Genomic DNA, 21,726 nt, shown 5'->3' on the forward strand with positions numbered 1-21,726 from the left:
TCATGAGCAAGGGACCATCAGCGAGCGCGACTCCCAGACTGATCAAGCAGAGCGTAGGGCTTATCGGAGCGGGGCGCATGGGAACGGGTATAGGCATCAGCCTGCTGCGTCAGCAACGCGAGCTCCACATCAAAGTCAACAAAAAGCGGTTCGGTGCCGATCGCCTGATAAGTGCAGGGGCCCGCGAACATACGTCGATCGCTGAGTTGGCGCAGCATGTAAGTGTGGTGGTGTTGTCCTTACCGTCCAGCCGCGAAGTTGAGATGGTGTGCCTTGATGACGATGGACTATTTGTCCACATGTCACGAGGAGGCTTGATAATTGATTGTACAACCTCGTATCCCGCCTCGACTATTGCATTGGCGAAAACGGCGCAAAGACGAGATCTAAGCTTTATTGATGCTCCCGTAACACGAAGCCCCGAGCAAGCGGAGCTCGGCCTTCTCAATGCGATGGTTGGATCGGATACAACACTCTTTCCCGTTGCTGAACGCATTCTTGCCGCGTTTTGCGAGACCGTGACGCATGTTGGAGATGTCGGACACGGCCACAAGCTCAAGCTTGTTTACAACAGCATGACTATGGGCATAGCTGCGGTCGCCGCTGAGGTCTGCCAATTCGCGGATAGTCTTCAGATAGATCTTGTAACACTACGGTCTTTGGTCAGTCGGGGCTCTACGAACAGTGGAATATTCCAAGCCTTCGCCGCTTTTTTGTTGGGAGAGAAACCGGATGCACTGGCAATCTCGATTGCAAATGCTGCAAAGGACATCGAGTGTGCTGTGCGCCTAGCGCGCGAGAGTGCCGTTTCCGTGCGGGTCCTGGATGCTGCCGCACAGGAACTCAACCTCTCAGTTGTCGCAGGCAAAGGTGAACTGACCCTACCACATTTGGCCCTATCGTAAACGCTTGGTATGGCTCCAAGCGGGCCATTTTTCCACGAGTCCGTGGTGCCCCTCGACTCCCTCGTCATCGAGAACAATGATTAGGACGAGACGGTCCGCATCTTCAAAGAAGTCAGCGGCGTTTCACATAACGATGGGCGGAGTTCGATCCAAACAGCCTCAAGGTCAATCGCATTCGCGAGGAAACCGAGTATGGCGGACTGCGTATCACCGCCGACGCATTGTTCCGCCAAGGCCCGTATCGTTATCGATATGGCCTTTGATGATGCGGTCGAACCGGGTCTACTGGAAATGGACTTGTCGGTTCTCCACGATCTTCCTGCGCCGCATCTGCGCGCTTATCCGCGTGAGATGGTCATCCCGATAAATTCCAGGCGATGGTTATGCTGGGCCGCGCCAATATTCGTAGTACTCGCGGGCTATCATTGGCGCGGAGGTTTGAGGGCTTTGGACGCAGCTGTTATCCGTCCGCGCCGATTTTCCGGTCAAAGTATCTTACTTCTGCTCCTGCCTGAATGAACAATAAGCTGTCATTCCAGCAAAGAAAAAGAACCGCTGCCGGATTTCTCCGACAGCGGCTCAAGTCTGGGGAGAAGGCAGACGTACCGGTCTGCCAGCGGAGAAGGGGAAAAGCGCTTGAGGCGATCCGGCGGCACTGTCGAACAATCGTTCTGCTCCGGTTTGGCACCTGGTATTCCGGTTCTAGCTCGCCTGGCTCACAAATTTGGTGTCGAGATAGCTCTCGATTGCCTCGAGGCCACCTTCCGAGCCGAAGCCGGACTCCTTCGTTCCTCCGAAGGGCACTTCGGGAAGTCCAAGCCCATGATGATTGATCGATACCATCCCGCATTGGAGATCGGCCCCGATCGCGGCCATGGTTGCGGCGGATCGCGTGTAGGCATAGGCGGCGAGCCCGTAAGGCAGTCGATTGGCCTCCGTGACAACGTCGTCATAGGTTTTAAACCGCGCAATCGGGGCGACAGGGCCGAACGGCTCTTCATTCATGATGCGCGCTCGAGGTGGAACATCGGTCAGGACCGTGGGCGCGAAGAAGCACCCCGCATTGCCGATACGCTTGCCGCCGACGCGCAACTGGGCGCCGCAATCGAGAGCGTCCGCGACAAAGCTCTCCATTGCGTCGACCCGCCGCGAATTGGCGAGCGGTCCCATGCGGCTATCTCTCTCAAGGCCATTGCCAACCTTGATCGCGCTGGCCTCGGCAACAAACCTCTTGACGAAATCTTCATAGACACTCTCATGCACCAGAAACCGCGTCGGCGAGACGCAGACTTGGCCGGCATTGCGGAACTTGTTCGCCGACAAGATTCTTGCGGCTTTCTCGACGTCGGCATCTGGGAAAACGATGGCAGGCGCGTGCCCGCCGAGCTCCATGGTGGCGCGCTTCATGTGGGCGCCGGCAAGGGCTGCGAGATGCTTTCCGACTACGGTCGAACCGGTGAAGGAGACTTTACGGACGATAGGATGGCGTATGAGATGATCTGAAACTTCGGATGGCACGCCGAAGACGAGATTGATCACACCCGCCGGCAAGCCCGCATCCGCGAAACTACGCACCAACTCCATGCAGCTCGCTGGCGTCTCTTCAGGTCCCTTGACGATGATGGAGCAGCCCTCGCCGAAATCTTCCGCACGGCCTGGTTGATCGGAAAATTCCAAGGCGTAAATGCCGCAACAGGCCCGACCGGCTCCTTGGTCACGAGCTGGGCGACATTGCCAAAGCGCGCCGGCACGATCCGCCCATAAGCGCGCCGCCCTTCTTCGGCGAGCCAGTCGATGATATCGGCAGCGAGGAGCGTTTCGGCACTCGACTCGCTCAGCGGCTTACCCTGTTCGAGGGTCATGATTGCAGCGATGCCCACTGCGCGCGAGCGTATGAGCTCGGCGGCCTTGCGCATGGTCCTGTACCGGTCGAAGGCTGAAACCTTTCGCCAGATCTCGAAGCCGTCCGCGGCGGCCGCGAGAGCACGATCAAGATCACCGCGGGACGCATAAGGCGTTTCGCCAATGGGCTGTCCGGTCGCGGGGTTGAGGATCTCTTCCGAGCGCTCTGCCTCCCCTTCCGTCCATTCCCCGGCAATGAACATCTTGATCTGGGGGTACACAGGTTGTGTCTGCACCGCTTGTTCCGGATTGCTCATGCCTCAATGTCCCCAGCGAAGAGCTAGCGGGTTGAGCTCGTGCGCAAGCTCGATCAATCCAGCTCTCGTCGCCGGATGGAGGCCATCGAGCGGATGCCGCACCGCTTCGCATTTGATCACACCACCTTCAGCCATGACGCTCTTGGCAGCGCGCAGGCCGCACTGGCGGTTCTCGAAATTGATGAGCGGGAGCACCTTTGCATAGGCAAGAGCGGCTTCCTGCCTGCGTCCCGCTTTGTGGTGATCGAGCACCGGGCGAAGCAGATCGGGCAGCAGCGCACTCGACATCGTTCCGGTCGCACCGGCGTCGAGGTCTGCCATCATGGTGATGGCCTCCTCCCCGTCAAAAGGACCAATGATGGCCTCCCCGCCGAGCTCGATCAGACTGCGCAACTTGGCAGCAGCAAACGGGACCTCGATCTTGAAATATCTGGCGAGCGGCACCTCACAAGCGAGGCGGACGAGAAACGGGACCGTCAATGTAACGCCGGAGAGCGGCGCGTCCTGGACCATGATTGGAATCCCTGCCGCGTCCGCGACCCGGCCGAAATGCCCAATCATGGCCCCGTCATCCGCCTTGAGGCTTGCACCATGATAAGGCGGCATCAGCATGAGGAGGCTTGCGCCACGTTCGGCCGCATAGCGGGCGCGTTGCACCGCAATCTGAGTGCTGAAATGGCTGCAGGTCACCATGACTGGCTTGCGGCCCGCGACATGCGAAAGACAGAGCTCGACTAGAATGTTGCGTTCTTGATCAGACAGCAGGAACTGCTCGGAATAGTTGGCTAGAATGCAGATTCCGTCCACGCCTTGATCGATCATGCAATCCAGCACGCGCCGCTGCCCTTGGAGATCGAGATCTCCAGCCTCCGTGAACGGCGTTGGAGCGACCGGGAACAAGCCGCGATAGATGGGAGTTTTCGCATTTCTCATGTAGAGGATTCCAGACAGGTGGCGGTCACTTGCTGTCGAACGGGGGTCAGCCATCGCCAACATCTAAGGAGTGGCGCCGATACCGGCGCACTTTTTTGACAGATTGACTGGCGTGGCGTCACAAACGAGGTTGGTTTGAGGCTTTGCTCGCGTTGGACGCCGTTCGTGCCTCCTCATTAAATCCAGCCAGGCGGCACCAGGTCGGTGAGGATGGCAAGACATTCAAACAGGAAGTAGCTTCCGAAGATCAGCTCGACGTTCTGGGCCGCATCGATATCGCGCACAATCGCCTTTCGGGTGAAGCAGCCGCCGGTGAGCATTCCAGGCGGGCGCGGGTCATCGGGAGTAGTCGGCGTCAGGTATTTCGAGATCAGCTGATTAACTGTGCGCTCCGCAAATATTCTATATTTGGCGCCCTGCTCAGGCCCAAGCGCGGATGCGAGGCGCAGCGCCGCGGCAGCAGCGATAGCAGTGGCCGCAGTATCCCTGCTGGTGTTGGGGATCGCCGGATCGTCGAAATCCCAGAAGGCAATGAGATCCGCAGGCACATGATCGATCCACCAGTCAAGAAGGCGCACGGCGTAGTCGCGCCATAGCGGTTCGTCCGGGCGGACCATGGTGGCGTGAGCCGTGTAGAGCATCGCCCATCCCTGCGCCCGGCCCCAGGTGCTGATATCGCTATATCCCTTATGCGTGTGCGTTCTGAGCACCTTGCCGGTGTGTGGATCAAGGGTGGAAGACTGGATAACTGAATTGTCCTGCCGTACGTGGATCTCGAGGACACGCCGCATATGTGCATTGGCGACCTCCTCCATCCGAGCATCGGAAAGCTCTTCCGCGGCCCAATAGAGCAGGCCTGTCGCCTGAAGGGAGTCGATGCTGCTCTCGGAGGCTCCGACTGCGCTCGCCTCCTCGGCATCCCTGCCCAACGGTATCAGTCCGAGGTGTGGATCGAACATATCACGAAGCGACCTTGCAGCTGTCAGAGCCACCTCGCGCGCGTTTTCGTCCTCGAACAGGATGCTGCCGAGGGCGCCAGCATGATAGAAGCCGAAACCCTTGAAGGCCGTAAGCCGCTCGGCACGCGGCAACATTCGGCTTAGCGCAGCACGCGCGTCTTCGATTGGGAACTGCCTGGGATCAGCGAGATGCGCGAGCCAAAGCTCGCCGACAAAGGCCCCGCCGGTCCAATCACCATCGGGCGTATACGTCCATGTTCCATCGGCAACACTCGCCCAGTGTGGCAAGCCCGAGCGTGCAGTGTCCCTGGTCTTGGCAATGCGCTTCAGCATGCGCTCGCGCGCGAGCAGATATTGGCGTTCCGTCATGGCTTCTGGTCCAACATAAAACTCGCCGCGCGGCTTTGGCCTGGCGGCAACTGAAAGCTCTTTACCAACAGGTCCTGGCCCGGCGTGAACGGTTAATGTTCACCAGACTTCCAAGCGTGCGCTAGGTTGCATCGCTGCCGAGGAGCACGCCTCGTCAGCAACACCGCAGGGAAAGCCGCGCGCAAGTTGATGCCGATCACCATGCCTCCTGACGTAAGCGCGCCACTTTCGAGAAGTCACTTTGGTCGTTCAGTGATGCGAGTCCGCAGCGCCGATGGCGCCCGTATCGTAAAGATGCTTCAATTTCCTGGCGTCATAGCCCAGCTCTTTCAGAATCTCTTCCGTTTGCGCACCGAGCTTTTGCGGGGGTAAACGCACGTCCGGCTGCTCGCCGTCGTAGCGCACGGGATGGCTGACGAGGGTGATGGGAGTTCCAGTCGCGCCGGTCACGACCTGGAAATTTCTGTTGTGCGCAATCTGCGGATCCGCAACGACGTCGGCATAATCGTTCACCGCAGCGTGCCAAATTCCGCGCGCCTCGAACAAGGCGATGCATTCGGTGGTTGTGCGTTTGGCGACACTGGGCGCAATCATGGCTGAGGCCTCGTCCCGCCGGCGATAAGCCTCCTCGTCAGGAATTCGCTGGTCGACCGGAAGGCCAAGCGCGTCTGAGAGCGCCTCCAGCGATCCCAAAGAGATCGCAATGTGTCCATCGCGTGTCGCATAGATGCCGTAGGGCGCGCCGTAGTACCAGCCCGCCACCGGACCCGGCTGACGGACGTCGTCAGGCCTTTGGCCGTTCAAGTAGCAGGTAAAAGATTCCATCTGTAGGTCGAGCGCAGCCGACAGTAGGCTTACATCGACGCGGCAGCCCCGCCCCGTGCGCGCCTTCCTCACCAGGGCAGCCAGGATGCCCGCCGCAAACAAGGCGGCGCCGTGATGATCAATGGCAGAAACGCCCACAGCCCGCGGCCCCTGCTCGCGACTTCCGGTGATCATCGCAAGTCCTGATAGGGCCTGGATCAAGAGATCCTGGCCTGGGCGGTTGACGTAGGGCCCATCAGGACCGTAGCCGGAGGCAGCCGCATAGATGATCTGCGGATTGATCTTTTTTGCATCTTCGTAGCCGAGACCAAGCTTGTCGAGCACACCCGGGCGGAAGTTCTCTGCGATCACATCCGATTTCGCGATCAGTTGCCTGGCGATGACGACGGCTTCGGGTTTTTTCAGATCGAGCGTGAGGCTGCGCTTGTTGCGGTTGCCCGTGAGAAGCAACATTGACTGGCCATCAACCCGCTTGTCCGCCCCGCCCCACTTCCTCTGAAAGGCCCCTCCGGGCGGCTCCACGGCGATCACGTCCGCACCGAGGTCGGCGAGAAACTGCACGCCGACCGGACCCATCAGAAAGTGATTGAGGCTGAGGACACGAATGCCCTTCAAAAGATCGACCATACGTCCTTGCTTTCGGTTTTGCCTGAAATCGAGCTGCTTGGCGCTCAATTTCTGAAATCGATTTCAGAGTTAGGCCGCGCAAGAACCGGAGTCAAGCGAATAACCAACTTTTGAATGAGATTCGCTTCCCCCGCTCGATGCGCATGAGAGGGCCAGAAATAGCGCCGACGGCCCGTATACAGGGCTTGAGAAGGTGGCGCTCGTGATGGTTTAACCCTTTTGAGGGGGTGACCCTCTCCTTCTCTTGGTTGACCAACGCAAATGGACAAGAAACCTGTAATCGCGCCAAAAGGCCGCCAGCAGCCGCGCGTGAAGATCGAGGACGTTGCTCGGAAGGCAAATGTGTCGCCGGCGACGGTATCGCGGGTGCTCAATCACCCCGATATCGTACGGCCGGAGCTTCGCGACAGGGTCATGCGGCATATCAATGACCTCGCCTACACGCGCGATAGCGCAGCCAGAGCATTAAAATCGGGACGCATGCGGACCGTCGGCGTCATCGTTCCGACGCTGGCGCTCGGTATCTTTGCAGAAGGGGTCGAAGCGCTCCAGAACCGCCTCAGCGAAAGCGGCTACACGCTTTTCATTGCGAATTCGCAATATGACCAGCGGCGTGAACTTCAGGAACTTCAAAGTCTCATTGAACGTGGCATCGATGGAATCGTGCTGGTCGGAGCTTCCCACGGACGGGAGCTGAGGAGCCTGATCGAACAGGCAGGCGTTCCCGTCATCACCACCTATGTTGCCAAGGCCGGCGGCGGCATCCCCGCGATCGGAATCGACAACGAAAGCGCCACCCGCGAGATGACAGAGTATCTGCTAAGGCTTGGACACGTCCGTTTCGGCGCAATTGCCAACGTTGTTGCTGCGTCAAACGACAGATCCCGCGCCAGGCTCGAGGGAATTCAGCGCGCGCTCTCGGACGCCGGCCTCGCGCTCAAGCCAACCCAGATCGTCAAGGCCGATTATTCGCTTGCCCAAGGCCGTAGTGCCCTTCGTCAACTCCTCACCGATCATCCGGACACGACAGCAGTCATCTGCACCACCGACACGCTTGCCATCGGTGCAATGGCAGAGGCTCGCAAGATGGGTCTGGCCGTACCGGCCACGCTTTCCATCACAGGATTTGACGATGTGGAGCTGGCGGCGCAAATGGACCCGCCGCTCACAACGGTCAGTGTTCCGGCAGCAGAAATCGGCCGGGGAGCCGCCGATTATCTCATCAATGCCATCGCTGGAAGTCCTGTCCCGAGAAGTGTCGTGTTGCCTTATCGGCTGGTCATGCGCTCATCGAGCGCGCCGCCGCGGTCCGGCGTCCGTCCCGCCCGGCGCGGGCGCAGGCGAGATCATTGATCGGGCTCCGGTTCTTGAAATCCGTTTCAGAACGGTGGGCTATCCTTCGCGCCGAGGGACCCGGTGAGGCATTCCATTTCACCAATCGCCCGTCAGCAACTTTGCTGAGCATGCGACGCGCGCCTGCACGACCATCAACCGAACTAGAGGCTTCTCAATGCTCGCGTTCAACGTGAACGGAATGAACGGGCGCGTGATGGTGGCTGGCGCCGAGTTCGTGCAGTCTATGATGCAAGCGATGATGCGCAAGCTCCAGGGCAGCTCGCAGTCGCGCGTGTCGCGCTTCATCGGACTTGGGAGCAAGCGTGTCCATATAGGCGATCGATCCCTCGATTTGTGCAAGGACCGAGACTGCATCCGCGGTGGCAAAGATGGGCATCTCGCCTACTTTGACATATACCGCACTGGTGTGCGCCGCAATGTCGGCCTCGCGTCCGGCGACACTGCCCCGAGCGCGCAGTGCGATCCAACATGAATCGCTAATGGGCACGGAGAGCTGCCCCTTGCACGATAAGCCCCCGCATCGAATCTCCTCGAGGACCGTGCCGTTACATATGAGCTCCACTCGTGCCGGCGGAACGCTGACTGATTCAATCCGCCAGTTGATCGTGAGGGTGCCGCCTGAACGGGGAAGGACCACCGTGCCTCCAGGGCGGCGTCCTTCAACGATCATCTCAACCAGAGGCCCGACCGTGATGAACGTGTCCCCGCTGCGCACGGCATCCATCCAGTTGCGATACGTGAAGTCGCGTTGGCCCAGCCGCACATAGGTCCGCGAGCCCCCGAGGAGTGCGGCCGCGTCCATCTTGTCGGAGCCGGCCACCAGCGGCAGATGGCACCCGATATTGAGGTAGCGATACCAGTCGGCAAGACCAAATGCGCTGATCTGCGCGGTCCGCGGGTTGAACGACATCATTTCGATGGCGTCAACAAGGCCGAGCACAATATCGGCCGCACGTTCCGCCTGCGGGTTCGGCGCATGCGGCATCACGACCAGGCCCCCTTGCTGACGGCAGCGCTCCGCCCAGTCGGCCATGGTCGCTTCCAGAACATGGCCGATCGCAGCTTCGTTGGACCCGCCGCAGGAGAGCGGATTGATCATCTCACCTTCGTAGCCGAGCAGCGATATGTGCCCCAGAACCTGCATCCGGTTCTCCGTGCCGACCCGAACCAGGAATTCCCCGTCCCCGCCGAAATCCTTTGCCCCGATCGTCGTGCGCCCGTCGAAATCGGCGACGTTGGTGAATAGCTCGCCCCACTGTGCGGCGAGCAGGTTGACGACGTTGACATCCTCCGCCTTGCCCTCAAGCAGCGCCGTCTGCGGGCTCAGGAAATGAACGTGCGTATCAGAGCTGACCCATCCCTCTTCGCGCCAGCGCAGCACACGGTCGAGCTCAAAGGTGAGATTGTCCGTCGTTGCGGTGATTTCGACGATGGTGCGCAGCGGGCGCACCTCAAAACCCCTGCTGATCTCTACGAACACGGGCCCGAGCGGCAGGTCCGCCTCGCAGCTGCCGTCCACGTAGGCGTACTGGTTCAGCCCATTGGCAAATTCGCCCGAAAAGTCCTCGAACCTGCCAGTATTGACCTTGCGGTGATGTCCCTTGGGTGGCAGATACTCTCCGTGCGCACCATGGACATGCAGCCGCGCGGCAACACGCACCCCGCTGCCCTTCTCCACGATGCGGATCTTGACCGGCCTTGTGGCCGGTTCGACTGCGGCCACATTAAGCGAGGCGCCGCCTTCGTTACCGCCGCCTTCCAACGATCGAAGCTCGAACATATGCAAGCGGCCATCGTCGGAGCGCAGATAGAGCCTTGCGTCGGGATGCGCGGAGTACTCAACGATGACTTCGTTGGCGGAGCGCACGGGTTGCACATCAACTTTGGCGCCCAGCCAATCCGCTCTGGAGTACTCGAGCACTGCCCGGGCCGAGATGACTGTGCCGAGGTCCATGCCGATCTGCTCGCCTCGATCGTCGACATCGAGCTCGCCAAGCTTATTGAGATGAGCCCCGGGCGGCAGCCTTACCTTCAGCTTGCGACGGCCCTGGAGGCGCAACGGGTGCTGGGTGAGCGTGGTCGTGGTCACCGCAAAGACAAGCGAGATTTCCTGTTCCGCGTGCAAGCTTAGCGCCGAAAGCTCCTTGTCCGGATAGGGGTTCGGGAGCGCGTAAAGCCACAGGTTCTCACCTTGTCGATCCATGCGTCCCGATTGGGTGCGGGCCTCGCCCTGGAAGAAGCACGCCCCCGGCCCTCTGCCGAGTATAAAGTCCTCGCCCGTGCTTGCATGCACGATGGGGCCGCGTAGCGGCAGGGCGGCGAACGCACTCGCACTCCAGGAGATGTGGTTCTGCTGGATCGCGAAGCGGCGCAGCACCGGCACGTCGGTCTCGCTGCCGTCGGCATAGCGGAGCCCGTATGTCGCCACCCGGTCGCCGAGTGGATTACCTTCAACAGGCAGCGTAGCAGGGCCGATCTCTCCGAAACCCTCGGGACTTGTACTGGGGCGGTCTGCGACCACTTGCACGAACAGCACATAGCTCGCCGTTGCCCGCGGCAACGCAATTACGGCAGGAGAGGCCCCGGGGCGCAGTTCCAGCACATCCGGCCCTGTTTCGGTGCCGAACAGAAAGGGCATGCCGCGATGAGTCTGGAGCCCACGAAGCGAATCGATCCAGCCCGTATCACCCGGGCGGGCCGCGAACCCTTCACCCGTATTTGCGCGCCTGGCGTTGAAATATCGCTTCAGGTCCACAGGCGTGAAGTGCGGCGATGAAGGTGTTTTCATGCTTCGAACTCGAGCTTCAGGAACTCTGGTGCCGCGCAAGCAGTCTTTGTCTTGTGAATGACTGCTCGCGCAAGGACGCTTGCGCCAATCCCATGCTCATGCCCAGCATGAAGGGATACGCGCGAACCCTTATGTTTTGCACCTGATGCGAACACTTTGCGTCTGTCGCGGCGAAGCGCAGGGGCAGAGTGCTCATTCACCGATGTAGAGGCGGCCGCGCTTCTTGGCGATCTGGTAGACCAGCACGCTCAGGAGCGCGATCAACGATCCGTAGACGGGAAACATCCAGGCGATGTGCTCGCGTTGCAACCAGACCAGCAGATAGGGTGACGTCCCGCCAAACAGAGAGACGCCGAGCGCATAGCCGAGAGCCACTCCGGTGGTCCGCACGGCGCGCGGCATCAGCGTTGTCGCGATGAAGTTATAGAGGGCCATGTTGAAGCCCACGATCGCGCCACCGAACACCGTGACAAAGAAGAACGTGACGATGCCCTTTTCCGAATAGAGCAGTGTCAGGAAGAAGCATGGGATGAGCAACAGGCGCAGCAGCGTGAACGCGCGCGAGGGTCGTACCTTGTCTGCGAAAGCGCCGACAAGAGGCGCCGTTGACATCCAGATCAGGACCATCAGCGTCATAATCCCGTACACATACGTGCTGTTCTCCTTGAAGACCGTGTTGGCCATGTTGGGCAGACCGGTGTTCCACGCATAGTTGGCGATCTGCACCGAGCCGATCACCAGGATGACGGCGAGCAGCGAAAGGCGGACGCTCCATAGCGTTTTCCACACACCGCCAGTCGTTTCCTGAATGCGCGAAGACTCGTCTTGCCGATGCATGGCTCGGTTGATCAAGGTTTCCGGCACCGTCGTGCGGAGATAGATGATCAAAAGGCCCAGCAGGCCACCGACCGCAAAGGGTATGCGCCAGGCCCACTCGCGCATGGCTTCAGGTGCGACCGAGGCGCTCACCAGGAAGGCAACGAGGCTCGATCCAAGATTTCCTAACTGGATGAATGTGCCACCAATCAGACCGAGGTAGTGTCCCTCCTTTCCAGGTGGCGCCAATTCAATTGCAATGGCGTTGGCGACACCAGCCTCAGCGCCAGTGGCAAGCCCCTGAATGAGCCGCATGATCAGCAGCGCTATCGCCGCCGTGACGCCGAGGTCCTTGTAGGTGGGCAGCAAGGATATCAAAAGCGAGCAAACCGCCATGGCCGTAACCGAAATCAACATCACGCGCTTGTGGCTGATGCGATCTGCGACCGGCCCCAGCAAAGCCGCGCCCAGCGGTCGAGCGCAAAAACCCGCCCCGTACACGGCCAGCCCCGCTAGCAGCGAGGTGGTGGGATCATCGGAAGGGAAGAAGTGCGGCGAGAGAAACGCTGCCATTACGCCGTAGACATTCCAGTCGTACCACTCCAGCGCCACCCCTCCTCCAAGGCCAGCGGTCATCCGCTTGTTGGCAGTTTGCTTGTCAAGCTGGATGGATACAGCGCTGGGCTGAGCAATGATGTTCATGGGTCCTCGGACTCTATTGATGCGTTAATAATGTTGCGGGTCGCGCGAGAACGAGCAGCCGCTCGTCGGCTCAACTGCGCCCGTAGCGGCGGGGTCTACGAGAGCGGTGGCCTGGAGCAGGCCGGACCGAGGGAGCGCAGGCGCAAAAGGTGCCGGGGATGCCGGCGGAAAGCCCGCCTCGCTTCACGTATTTGCGAGTCCCGCCTCAGGATCGGCCATTGCACGACCCTAATGCCGCAGGACGCCTCCATCATTGCCTCCGACTTGCGCGGCGGCTCGCGTAAAGCGCGCGCGACATTCCGTGCCATTCCCATGGCTTACCCTCCTCCTGTTGCTCTACGCGCGCTTCTGAAGAAGCTGATGTTCTCGTTGGACAGCGCGGCGCCAAATACCGCCGCAGCGTCGATGAGATCCTTCAGATGCGCCCCACTCTCGCCGGCCGCACGCTTCCGGTTTCCCGCATTTATCCGGCATTCAAACATCTGCATCTGAAATCGATTTCAGAACCAATAAGAATTCGGATCTGGGGAGTCAAGCCGCTTTTTAAGGCTGAGGCCCGCCTCACGGGACACCGTCAGCCCGCCTCGAGCGAGTGGCGCCAGCGACGCGGAGGCTGATTCAGCCAAAACGGCTCCCAAAGAAGCGTCGTTGCTAAGAAATCGATTTCAGTTTATGCGCTGATTCTCATATTCCTTCAGGAGAACCGCTCCATGACCAAGACGTCCGATCTCATCCTGTCCACATCTGTCGCGCCCCACGTACGCCTTTTGACGCTGAATAGGACATCGAAACGAAACGCCTTGAGCAACGAACTGATTGTGGATCTAGGCGCGACCTTGCGCGATGCCGCAATTGACGAAGATGTCCGCTGTGTCGTGATATGTGGCAGCGATGCGTTCTTCTCTGCCGGCGCTGACATTAAGGAGATGCGAGAGCGCGGCTTTGAGGCAATCGACAATTGCGCGCGCCGTTCTGCCTGGCGGGATGTCGCCAATTTCCCCAAGCCTCTCATTGCCGCAGTCGAGGGCATTTGCTTCGGCGGCGGCCACGAATTGGCACTGCTCGCGGACATCGTGATAGCAGGCGAAGGGGCTGTATTTGGACAGCCTGAGATTAACATCGGGATATTGCCGGGCGACGGCGCGACGCAAAGGCTGACACGCGTGGCTGGCAAATCGCTGGCCATGCTGATGATCCTGAGCGGCCAATCCATCACGGCGCGGATCGCGATGCAGGCCGGCCTTGTGGCGGAAGTTGTCGAAAGCGGCAGGGCGCAGATTCGTGCGGTCCAACTAGCCGATCTGATTGCGCAAAAGCCTCCCCGTTCGGCTGAACTTGCCAAAGCTGCAGTTCTCGCCGCGTTTCAGACCACGCTGGACGCCGGGCTCGAGTTTGAACGCCAAGCCATCCGCTTTGCGTTCAGCACAGCTGACCAGCAGGAAGGCATGAACGCCTTCTTTGAGAAGAGGCCGCCGAACTATCTCGGAAACTAGCCACCGCGATCTGCTCGCATGCGGCGCCAGCGAAGCTGGACCGCGTAATATGGGGCTTTCAACACTCCTTCGGGTCGACCAGGCCGGCGCCACGGGCGACGATTTCGTATTGGCCGGCCCTTGCCACACCAACGTACATGTTCATCCTACAGTGGCGCTTGCCCGGCACCATCTCCGCCGGCCCGCCAGGCCCTTCCACAAGCTTTGCGTGGTCGAGCGCGGCGGCGACCGCCTCGCGGTCAATTGTACCGGCTTCCTTGACTGCCGCTTCGCACAGCTTCAATCCACGATAAGTGCCGGTCGCGGCGCTGCCTGCTGAGAACCGGAACTTGCCAGGAAACTGCTTTTCGTAGGCCGACTGAATTTTAGCGCTCACCGGATCTTCGACCGCCAGTGCCTTGTAATAGTCGAGGCTGCTGGCGAGGCCCTCGATCTCGTGAGCCTGATTCATTTCGAGCGTGTTCTCGTCATAGTAGACGCAGCCCAGCTGCCCCCCATTCCTGGAAAAACCTGCTTCATAAAGCTGTTTGAAAAAAGAGCCGACGCCCGGGGGGATCACACTGTTGAAGACCACGTCTACTTTGTTGGACGTGATGCGGCTTACGGTCGAGGAAAAATCAATTTGGTCGAGGGGGTAGTACTCCTCGAACACCACCTCCCCGCCGCTGCTCTCAATCACCTTGCGCGCATAGGCGTTGATTGTTTGTGGCCAGACGTAATTGGAGCCAGGGAGCGCGAAGCGTCTGCCCCCGCTCTTGATCAGCCAGGGGATGAACCGGTCGCAATTCTGCGCCGGAACCGGGCCGGTACAGAACAGATAGGGCGTGCACTCCTTGCCTTCGTAGGCTTGCGGATAGATGTAGAGCGTCTTGCCACGAGAGATGATGATGTCCTTGATGGCGTTGCGCATCGAGCTCGCAATGCCACCGAGCACCAGGTCGACCTAGTCTCGCTGAATCAGCTTGCGGACATTGCCAACAGCGACAGACTCGTTAGACGCAGTGTCCTCGATCAGGAGCTCGATGGGCCGCCCCAGTAGACCACCAGTCTCGTTGATGTCGTTGACCACCATGCGAGCGACATTGGCGTCGGTATTCCCGGCAAAGCCGAGTGCCCCCGTAAGGTCGGTGGCAATACCTATCCTGATCGGGCCTTCGGCAGCGTTGGCCCAGTCAGGACGGATCACCCAGCTGCCCGGGCCGGCCGCCATTGCCGCCGACGCGAAGGCGAAATCGCAGAGAAAGCGGCGGCGGCTGAGTTGTCGGCGATCATTCAACATCGAACTGACCTCCCCTTGGCTCATAGCCTTACATCCACGCGCCCTGCTCTTTCCAGGGACCCGGCAGCCTAAAGGCTATCCGTCATTTTAGGATTCAAGCAGCCTCTTCCGCTCGCGTTTGGGTAAAATCGCGTAACAAAGGGCAGCATTCAGGACAGTCTGAAAAACTCCTTCGCGTTCTCGCCAAGGATTCCGATCGCCAAGCGCTCTGCGTCTCGCGACCGAAAGTAACCGTTCGCGACTTTTTCGTTCAGAACCTCACCGATCAACCGGCGAGCGCCCCGTATCGCGGCAAATGTCTCCTCAACGTGAAGACAATCTCCTCCAATCATCATTCGCGATTCATCTGGCAGGACTTCAATGGCTTCGTGGAGGGCGAGCTTGAAATGTGACGGGCTCAACAGAAACGACCAGCACAAATCAAGCCAGACATTTCGGTATACAAAGGCCATTCCCAACAGATCCCGGCTCCAGGGATAGGCCAAATGCATCAGCAGAAAGCGGGTTCGAGGATGACGCTCAATCAATCCGGTCATGCGTAGGGGGTGGGAGCCGCTTATGATTGCCGTTCCAAGATGAGTTTGGACTGGCAGGTCGGCCTCGCCTGCGAGTTGACAAAACAAGTCGACGACAAAGTCGCAGAACGCCTTGCGCGCCGCAGGGGATGGAAATCTCTGTCCCCACGCCTGCCGAGCCAGTTCCTCGTTCGGTTCGTCAAAGCTAATATCCCGGTCATAGGCAAGTGCGTTCTTGAGCGCGATGTGATTGCGCCGTGAGCAGCCGGCAACGAGCTCGCGGATTGCGTCGCAATAATCATCGAAGGTTTTCACCTCTAGGCCAAGGCGCCGCAGCAACGTATGCCCGCAATTTTCATTATGATCGCGAGATTCCGGGTGCCAGCCGAGGGCGAATGCGTTAATCCGCAGGACCGCGTCGTAACTTTGCCCTAGGACCGGCCGCGGATCCATCAACGGATCGAGAAAAGGGTCCGTTACGATCCTTCGGATGGCGGCCCGCCCGATCACCTCACTTGGCCATGTCGCCTCCTTGTGGCGCAAGCGCACCGAAGCATCTACCGCCTCCCAGTTGTCGCGAGTGATTCCAGTGTCGGCGACACCGTAAAGCTCGGCGACTCCGCGGACGAGGTTACGGACGAATGCGTTCGATCCGCTCCTCTCGAGGAACGGCGCAAGCGCCTCCCAGGTGGTCGGCTCGGGAGGGATAGATACCATTTCGATCGTTGCCTTAGGCTCGGATGGCAGCACGTGGCTCGTCCAAGCCGCATAGCTCTGTTGGAACAGTTTCAACAGATTTACGTCCGCGCTATGTGCGACCTCGGCCATGTGATGTTCATGGACATCGACGACTTGGCACGCATTGACAAAATCGCTCATGGTTTCGGACATCGCCCCTCTCCGTTCAGCCATCGCAAAAAAATCAAATGCGCCACCTTCGACCTGGAGATAGCCACCGGCGAACGCCTCTACGGCGCTAGATACGTCAACAGCCGCGGGTCGTTGCGCAGCTGCTGCGACGGGCCCGAAAGCGCGACACGGCCGCGATCGAGCACATAGGCCTGCTCCGCTACGCGCATTGCGAGGTCGAGATGTTGCTCGACGATGATGATGGCGATCTCTCTAGCTAGCTCGACCAGGCGCTCACTGATCTCCTCGATGACGCCGATCCAGACACCCTCGGTCGGCTCGTCCAGCAGGAGGAGTTTCGGGTTTCCGAGGATCGCGCGCCCGATTGCGAGCATCTTGCGCTCGCCACCGGAGAGCGTTCCGGCCGGCTGATCGAGACGCTGGCCGAGCTTTGGAAACATCTTCATCACCCGCTCCGCCGCCGATCCATCGGGGTCCAAAAGCGATCCGACGGCGAGATTGTCACGCACGGAGAGGCGCGCGAACACTGAATGCTCTTGCGGCACATATCCAATGCCGGCCCGCACCCGCACTTCCGTCCGCCGGCGATCGATGTCTTGGCCGTTGAAATGCAGGCAGCCCTTCCATGCCGGTAGTTCGCCCACGATAGCTTTCATGAGCGTGCTCTTTCCGGCGCCGTTGCGGCCGAGGACGGCGACCCCGCCACGCGGCGGGATGGCCATATTGACGTTGTACAAGACCTGACTGCGTCCATAGCCGGCGTCGAGATGCTTGATATTGAGGATTTCAGGCACGGCGCAGATAAATCTCCTGGACGCTTCTGTTGGCCTGGATCTCGGCAACCGTTCCTGACGCCAGCACCTTGCCCTGATCAAGCACAGTCAAGCGGTCGCAGATGTCGCGGATGAAATCCAGGTCGTGCTCCACGATGACGAGCGAGCAATGCTGCTTGATGGGCTGCAGCAACTCGCCCGTGACGCGGCGCTCCTCTAGGCTCATGCCGCCGGTCGGCTCGTCCAACAGCAGCAGGCGCGGCCGGCATGCGAGCGCCATCGCGATCTCCAGCCATTGCTGCTGCCCGTGAGACAGGGTCGCCGCAGCGTCAAAGGCCCGATCGGCGAGCCGGAACTGGACGAGCATCTTCATGACCTCCTCGTGCAGCCGTCCCCGACTGCGCGAGAACGCAAGATCCAGCAGTGAGGACCGGGCCTGCAGCGCGAGCAGGATGTTGTCGTAAAGCGTGAGGGCAGGTAACACGGCGGTGATCTGGAATTTCAGGCTCATGCCTGCTCGCGCGCGCTCTGGCGGCGTCAACGAGGTGACGTCAGTATTGATGAACGTCACCTTGCCTTGCGTCGGCACTAGCGCACCTGCAAGACACTTCATCAGAGTGCTCTTGCCCGAGCCGTTCGGCCCGATCAGGCCATGAAACTCTCGCTCGCCGACCGTGAGCGCCGCTCCGTCTAGCGCGGTGAGCTTGCCAAAGACCTTGGAGACGCCGGCGGCTTCAAGGAGCGGCATTGCGCTTCTCCTTCAGGCTCGGGCCGAAATGACCGACACGTTCTCGCTCGCCTAGCACGAGGCTGATCAAGCCGAGGGGCCGGAACAGAATGACGAGCAACAGCAGAACGCCGAGAATGATCGGCCAGATATCGCGATAGTTGTCGGAGAGCCAGAAGCTGATCCCCTCGACAATCGCGGTGCCGACGACCGCACCGATCAATGTCCCGGAGCCGCCGAACAAGACGTAGAGAACGACCTGGGTCGACATGACCACGCCCAGCATGTTTGGCCAGACGAACCCCTCGTGAAACGCATAAAGGCTACCGGAAGTACCTGCAATCGCGCCGCTGATTGCGAATATGATCGCCTTCAAATGTTGCACTTTGTACCCGAAGAAGGCGATCCGCTGTTCGTTCTCTCGCAATCCCGCGAGCGCCAGGCCGAACTGGGATCGCGACAAGAAGCGCGACAGAAGATAGATCAGAACTAGAATGGCGAGCACCAGGTAGTAGAAACCTGGTCCCTCGCTCAATTCGTGCGAGCCGATGGTCATCGGTTGGATCGAAGGGATGCCGTTCTGGCCGCCAAGATAATGTGACCCTCTCGCCAGGCGGTCAGCTGCGTAAGCTCCGGTCATCGTACCAAGGGAAACGAAGACCACACTGGAGGGATGACGGCCGAGCAGCAGGAAGCCTGCCAACAGCAATGCCGCCACAAAGCCTATCAGGGCTCCGGCCGGAAGAACGGCAAAAATCGATCCGACCCCGAAGTCGCGTGAAAGCAGCGCCACACCGTAGCCGGCCATGCCGAAGAACAACGACTGGCCCAAGCTCAATATCCCGGCATAGCCCCACACCAGGTCGAACGACAACGCGAAGAGGCACAGGATTAGCACTCGCGTCGCATAAACAGTGATGTAATCCCGCAGGACGAGCGGTGCGATCGAAGCGGCAATCAGCAATGCCAATTCGAGGATCGGAAGCACCTTCTTTCGCCCTGCGAAGGCAGATGCCATGACGGGCGAACGAGCAGCTTGAATGACGCGTGGCGGCGGCTGTATGCGAGTGCCGGTCGATGACATCAGCACTCCTTCGGATCGACAAGGCCGGCGCTACGCGCGACAATCTCGTACTGGCCGCCCTTCGCCACTCCGATGTACATATTCATCCTGCAGTGGCGCTTGCCGGGTGCCATTTCGGCAGGCCCGCCCGGCCCTTCTGCAATCTTGGCGTGGTCGAGGGCGGCGGCTACCGAGTCGCGGTCAATTGTACCAGCCTCCTTCACCGCGGCCTCCCATAGCTTCAGTCCGCGATAGGTGCCGGTAGCGGCGCTGCCTGCCGAGAACCGGAACTTGGCAGGGAATTGTTTGTCGTAAGCCGATTGAATCCTGGCGCTCACTGGATCCGCCTCCGCGAGCACCTTGTAGTAGTCGAGGCTGCTCGCAAGCCCTTCAATCTCCTGGGCCTGGTTCATTTCCAGGAAGTTTTCGTCGTAATAGACGCAACCCAGCCGCCCGCCGTTTTTGGAGAAGCCGGCTTGGTAGAGCTGTTTGAAGAACGGGCTAACGCCTGGCGGGACAATTGCGTTGAAAACCACGTCTACTTTATTGGATATGATGCGGCTAACCGTAGAGGAAAAGTCGATCTGGTCGAGCGGGTAGTATTCTTCAAAGACGACTTCGCCACCGCTGCTCTCGATCACCTTGCGCGCATAGGCATTAATTGTTTGCGGCCAAACATAATTGGAGCCAGGCAGGGCAAAGCGTTTGCCACCATTTTTGATCAACCAGGGAATGAACTGGTCGCAATTCTGCGCCGGTACCGGCCCGGTGCAGAACAGAGAGGGCGTGCACTCTTTGCCTTCGTAACCTTCCGGATAGATATAGAGCGTCTTGCCGCGAGAGATAATGACGTCCTTGATCGCATTGCGCATCGAACTCGAGATACCCCCGATCACCAAGTCGACCTTATCTCGCTGAATCAGCTTGCGCACATTTCCCACGGCGACGGATTCGTCGGAGGCAGTATCCTCAATCAGGAGCTCGATCGGGCGTCCCAATAGGCCGCCGGAGTCGTTGATCTCCTTGACTAGCATGCGAGCGACATTGGCGTCGGTGTTGCCGGCAAAGCCGAGTGACCCCGTAAGATCGGTAGCAATGCCGAGCCTGATCGGGCCTTCCGCAGCATTTGCCCAGTCCGGGCGGATCACCCAGCTGCCTGGGCCCGCCGCGATGGCAGCCGAAGCGAAACCAAAATTGCCGAGAAAGCGGCGGCGGCTCAGTTCACGGCTGGCGTTGATCATCGGTTGACCCCTCTCCCCGAAATTAGGCCTTGCGGCCGGAACTTGATAAAAATGATGGCGAGCACGAACACCAGAACGTCGGCGATGACCGGTGACATCAGCCAAGGCAGCGAGGCACTGAACGTGCCGATGACGCTGGCGCCAGCGACCGGGCCCGCAAAGGACCCGACGCCGCCGACCATCACGGCAACAAAACCCTGGATAAGAAAGCGGATGCCGAGATCGGCGAACAGTGAAAAGACTGGCACGATCAGCGCGCCCGCGAGGCCCGCGAGCGCCGCACCAAACGCAAAGGTGAGGCTGTAGATCATGCCCGTGGAGATGCCCGAGGCACGCGCCAGCGACGGGTTCTCCAGCGAGGCGCGGACTCGCAGCCCGAACGAGGTGTAGGCAAGCAGTACATGGCTCGCGGCCATCACCAGCAAAGTGATGATGACGATGACGCCGCGCCAGGTGGCGAAGTGTAGACTTCCGATCGTGATGGAGCCACCGATTGGCTCCGGCACCGAGAGATAGAGTCCGCCGATCAGGCCGCGCACGACTTCGCGAATGATCAGCCCGAGCGCATAGGTGCCAAGCATCGCGACGATTGGAGCGGCATAGAACCGTCGCACCACGAGCTTTTCCAGGATGAAACCAAGCGCGCCGACGACGACTGGCGCGGCAAGCATCCCGAGCGGGACCGGCAAACCGACGCTGTGCACGAGATAAGTGACGTAGGCGCCAAGCAGGACGAACTCGCCCTGGGCGAAGTTGAAGATACCCATCATGCTGGCAATGATTCCGAGGCCGAGCACGACCAGCACAACGATCGCGCCGAAGCTCAAGATTTCGAAGATGGCGATAGGTAGCGTGTCCATGCTGCTGCGTCACATTCCCGGCGATTGCGAGCACATCCTCTTCACGCCGATCGCTTGATGGCGTGGGCTACTCGTTGGAATGCGAAGGGCTTCTGCCACGAGAGCGCTCCTAGAAGGTCATCCCGGCAATGGGAGTTGCAGGCGAACGTGAGCTACTTGGGCGGCTCGCCTGTCGACACTTCATTCACGACACCCAGCGCGAGATTTCCTAGAGAAACGTAGGGGAGATCTGAGTAATGTTGAGTAATGTTCGCTGGGCAACCGACATTGCACCCGCGGCCGAACACCTGCCTTGCCAATCAGCGGAAATGTAGATTCAATTCCCTTGCACACGTGTTTTACAAGGTTTGAAGCAACTCGTCGGACGCCGGAGGCGTGTCATTATACTCTTCTAGCCGCCTGATGACGGCGCATGACAACCCGCTTCGGTCGGCGAACTCCTTCACCGACCAGTTCAGCATCACCG

At 59.8% G+C, this 21,726-nt stretch carries 14 protein-coding genes and 2 pseudogenes; 3 read left to right on the forward strand and 13 right to left on the reverse strand.

Annotated features, from left to right (window positions below; genetic code table 11):
- The first annotated feature begins 2 nt into the window (after nt 1–2).
- Nucleotides 3–905: an NAD(P)-dependent oxidoreductase gene (locus XH96_RS33210; protein ID WP_194389647.1), complete on the forward strand. Its 903-nt coding sequence runs from the start codon at nt 3–5 to the stop codon at nt 903–905.
- Nucleotides 906–1,607: 702 nt separating this feature from the next.
- Here XH96_RS33210 and XH96_RS33215 read toward each other — a convergent pair.
- From XH96_RS33215 to XH96_RS33230, 4 genes and pseudogenes are all read right to left on the reverse strand, one after another.
- Nucleotides 1,608–3,064 (reverse strand): annotated as a pseudogene (locus tag XH96_RS33215) (NAD-dependent succinate-semialdehyde dehydrogenase).
- Between the two features lie 3 nt (nt 3,065–3,067).
- Nucleotides 3,068–3,997: a dihydrodipicolinate synthase family protein gene (locus XH96_RS33220; RefSeq protein ID WP_092219732.1), complete on the reverse strand. Its 930-nt coding sequence runs from the start codon at nt 3,995–3,997 to the stop codon at nt 3,068–3,070.
- A 176-nt stretch (nt 3,998–4,173) separates the two neighbouring features.
- Complete coding sequence (locus tag XH96_RS33225; protein ID WP_194389648.1) at nt 4,174–5,325, reverse strand: glycoside hydrolase family 88 protein; 1,152 nt, start codon at nt 5,323–5,325, stop codon at nt 4,174–4,176.
- Nucleotides 5,326–5,574: 249 nt separating this feature from the next.
- Nucleotides 5,575–6,825: a CaiB/BaiF CoA-transferase family protein gene (locus XH96_RS33230; protein WP_246789858.1), complete on the reverse strand. Its 1,251-nt coding sequence runs from the start codon at nt 6,823–6,825 to the stop codon at nt 5,575–5,577.
- A gap of 213 nt (nt 6,826–7,038) precedes the next feature.
- Here XH96_RS33230 and XH96_RS33235 point away from each other — a divergent pair, with 213 nt between their 5' ends.
- Nucleotides 7,039–8,130, forward strand: coding sequence for a LacI family DNA-binding transcriptional regulator (locus XH96_RS33235; protein ID WP_194389649.1), 1,092 nt, complete (start codon nt 7,039–7,041; stop codon nt 8,128–8,130).
- Between the two features lie 154 nt (nt 8,131–8,284).
- Here XH96_RS33235 and XH96_RS33240 read toward each other — a convergent pair whose 3' ends face one another.
- A complete protein-coding gene (locus tag XH96_RS33240; RefSeq protein ID WP_246789859.1) occupies nt 8,285–10,921 on the reverse strand; it encodes a CehA/McbA family metallohydrolase in 2,637 nt (878 codons plus the stop codon).
- A 192-nt stretch (nt 10,922–11,113) separates the two neighbouring features.
- Nucleotides 11,114–12,439: an MFS transporter gene (locus XH96_RS33245; RefSeq protein ID WP_194389650.1), complete on the reverse strand. Its 1,326-nt coding sequence runs from the start codon at nt 12,437–12,439 to the stop codon at nt 11,114–11,116.
- A 710-nt stretch (nt 12,440–13,149) separates the two neighbouring features.
- Between XH96_RS33245 and XH96_RS33250 the strand changes: the two genes are divergently transcribed.
- Nucleotides 13,150–13,932 carry an enoyl-CoA hydratase-related protein gene (locus tag XH96_RS33250; RefSeq protein ID WP_092219746.1) on the forward strand — a complete coding sequence of 261 codons (783 nt, stop codon included), beginning with the start codon at nt 13,150–13,152 and terminating at the stop codon, nt 13,930–13,932.
- Between the two features lie 58 nt (nt 13,933–13,990).
- Here the strand turns inward: XH96_RS33250 and XH96_RS33255 are convergent.
- The 7 genes and pseudogenes from XH96_RS33255 to XH96_RS33285 form a co-directional block, all read right to left on the reverse strand.
- Nucleotides 13,991–15,208 (reverse strand): annotated as a pseudogene (locus XH96_RS33255) (substrate-binding protein).
- Between the two features lie 152 nt (nt 15,209–15,360).
- Entirely contained in the window at nt 15,361–16,617 is a 1,257-nt protein-coding gene (locus XH96_RS33260; RefSeq protein ID WP_194389651.1) for an amidohydrolase family protein, read from the reverse strand.
- A gap of 77 nt (nt 16,618–16,694) precedes the next feature.
- Nucleotides 16,695–17,390 carry an ABC transporter ATP-binding protein gene (locus tag XH96_RS33265; protein ID WP_194389652.1) on the reverse strand — a complete coding sequence of 232 codons (696 nt, stop codon included), beginning with the start codon at nt 17,388–17,390 and terminating at the stop codon, nt 16,695–16,697.
- Entirely contained in the window at nt 17,383–18,117 is a 735-nt protein-coding gene (locus tag XH96_RS33270) for an ABC transporter ATP-binding protein (protein ID WP_092219752.1), read from the reverse strand. The genes XH96_RS33265 and XH96_RS33270 overlap by 8 nt, the downstream gene beginning before the upstream one ends.
- Nucleotides 18,104–19,114, reverse strand: coding sequence for a branched-chain amino acid ABC transporter permease (locus XH96_RS33275; RefSeq protein ID WP_194394362.1), 1,011 nt, complete (start codon nt 19,112–19,114; stop codon nt 18,104–18,106). The genes XH96_RS33270 and XH96_RS33275 overlap by 14 nt, the downstream gene beginning before the upstream one ends.
- A 65-nt stretch (nt 19,115–19,179) precedes the next feature.
- Nucleotides 19,180–20,400, reverse strand: a complete 1,221-nt coding sequence (locus XH96_RS33280; RefSeq protein WP_194389653.1) for a substrate-binding protein — start codon at nt 20,398–20,400, stop codon at nt 19,180–19,182.
- Nucleotides 20,397–21,260, reverse strand: coding sequence for a branched-chain amino acid ABC transporter permease (locus tag XH96_RS33285; RefSeq protein WP_194389655.1), 864 nt, complete (start codon nt 21,258–21,260; stop codon nt 20,397–20,399). The genes XH96_RS33280 and XH96_RS33285 overlap by 4 nt, the downstream gene beginning before the upstream one ends.
- Between the last annotated feature and the right edge of the window lie 466 nt (nt 21,261–21,726).

Source organism: Bradyrhizobium sp. CCBAU 51765 (genome assembly GCF_015291725.1).
GTDB classification, from domain to species: domain Bacteria; phylum Pseudomonadota; class Alphaproteobacteria; order Rhizobiales; family Xanthobacteraceae; genus Bradyrhizobium; species Bradyrhizobium liaoningense.

Excerpts from the sequence above, each read along its gene's own strand:
- XH96_RS33210 (WP_194389647.1), top strand. The coding sequence starts at position 3 with ATGAGCAAGGGACCATCAGCGAGCGCGACTCCCAGACTGATCAAGCAG.
- XH96_RS33220 (WP_092219732.1), bottom strand. The coding sequence starts at position 3,997 with ATGAGAAATGCGAAAACTCCCATCTATCGCGGCTTGTTCCCGGTCGCT.
- XH96_RS33225 (WP_194389648.1), bottom strand. The coding sequence starts at position 5,325 with ATGACGGAACGCCAATATCTGCTCGCGCGCGAGCGCATGCTGAAGCGC.
- XH96_RS33235 (WP_194389649.1), top strand. The coding sequence starts at position 7,039 with ATGGACAAGAAACCTGTAATCGCGCCAAAAGGCCGCCAGCAGCCGCGC.
- XH96_RS33240 (WP_246789859.1), bottom strand. The coding sequence starts at position 10,921 with ATGAAAACACCTTCATCGCCGCACTTCACGCCTGTGGACCTGAAGCGA.
- XH96_RS33245 (WP_194389650.1), bottom strand. The coding sequence starts at position 12,439 with ATGAACATCATTGCTCAGCCCAGCGCTGTATCCATCCAGCTTGACAAG.
- XH96_RS33250 (WP_092219746.1), top strand. The coding sequence starts at position 13,150 with ATGACCAAGACGTCCGATCTCATCCTGTCCACATCTGTCGCGCCCCAC.
- XH96_RS33260 (WP_194389651.1), bottom strand. The coding sequence starts at position 16,617 with ATGTCCGAAACCATGAGCGATTTTGTCAATGCGTGCCAAGTCGTCGAT.
- XH96_RS33270 (WP_092219752.1), bottom strand. The coding sequence starts at position 18,117 with ATGCCGCTCCTTGAAGCCGCCGGCGTCTCCAAGGTCTTTGGCAAGCTC.
- XH96_RS33275 (WP_194394362.1), bottom strand. The coding sequence starts at position 19,114 with ATGGCATCTGCCTTCGCAGGGCGAAAGAAGGTGCTTCCGATCCTCGAA.
- XH96_RS33280 (WP_194389653.1), bottom strand. The coding sequence starts at position 20,400 with ATGATCAACGCCAGCCGTGAACTGAGCCGCCGCCGCTTTCTCGGCAAT.
- XH96_RS33285 (WP_194389655.1), bottom strand. The coding sequence starts at position 21,260 with ATGGACACGCTACCTATCGCCATCTTCGAAATCTTGAGCTTCGGCGCG.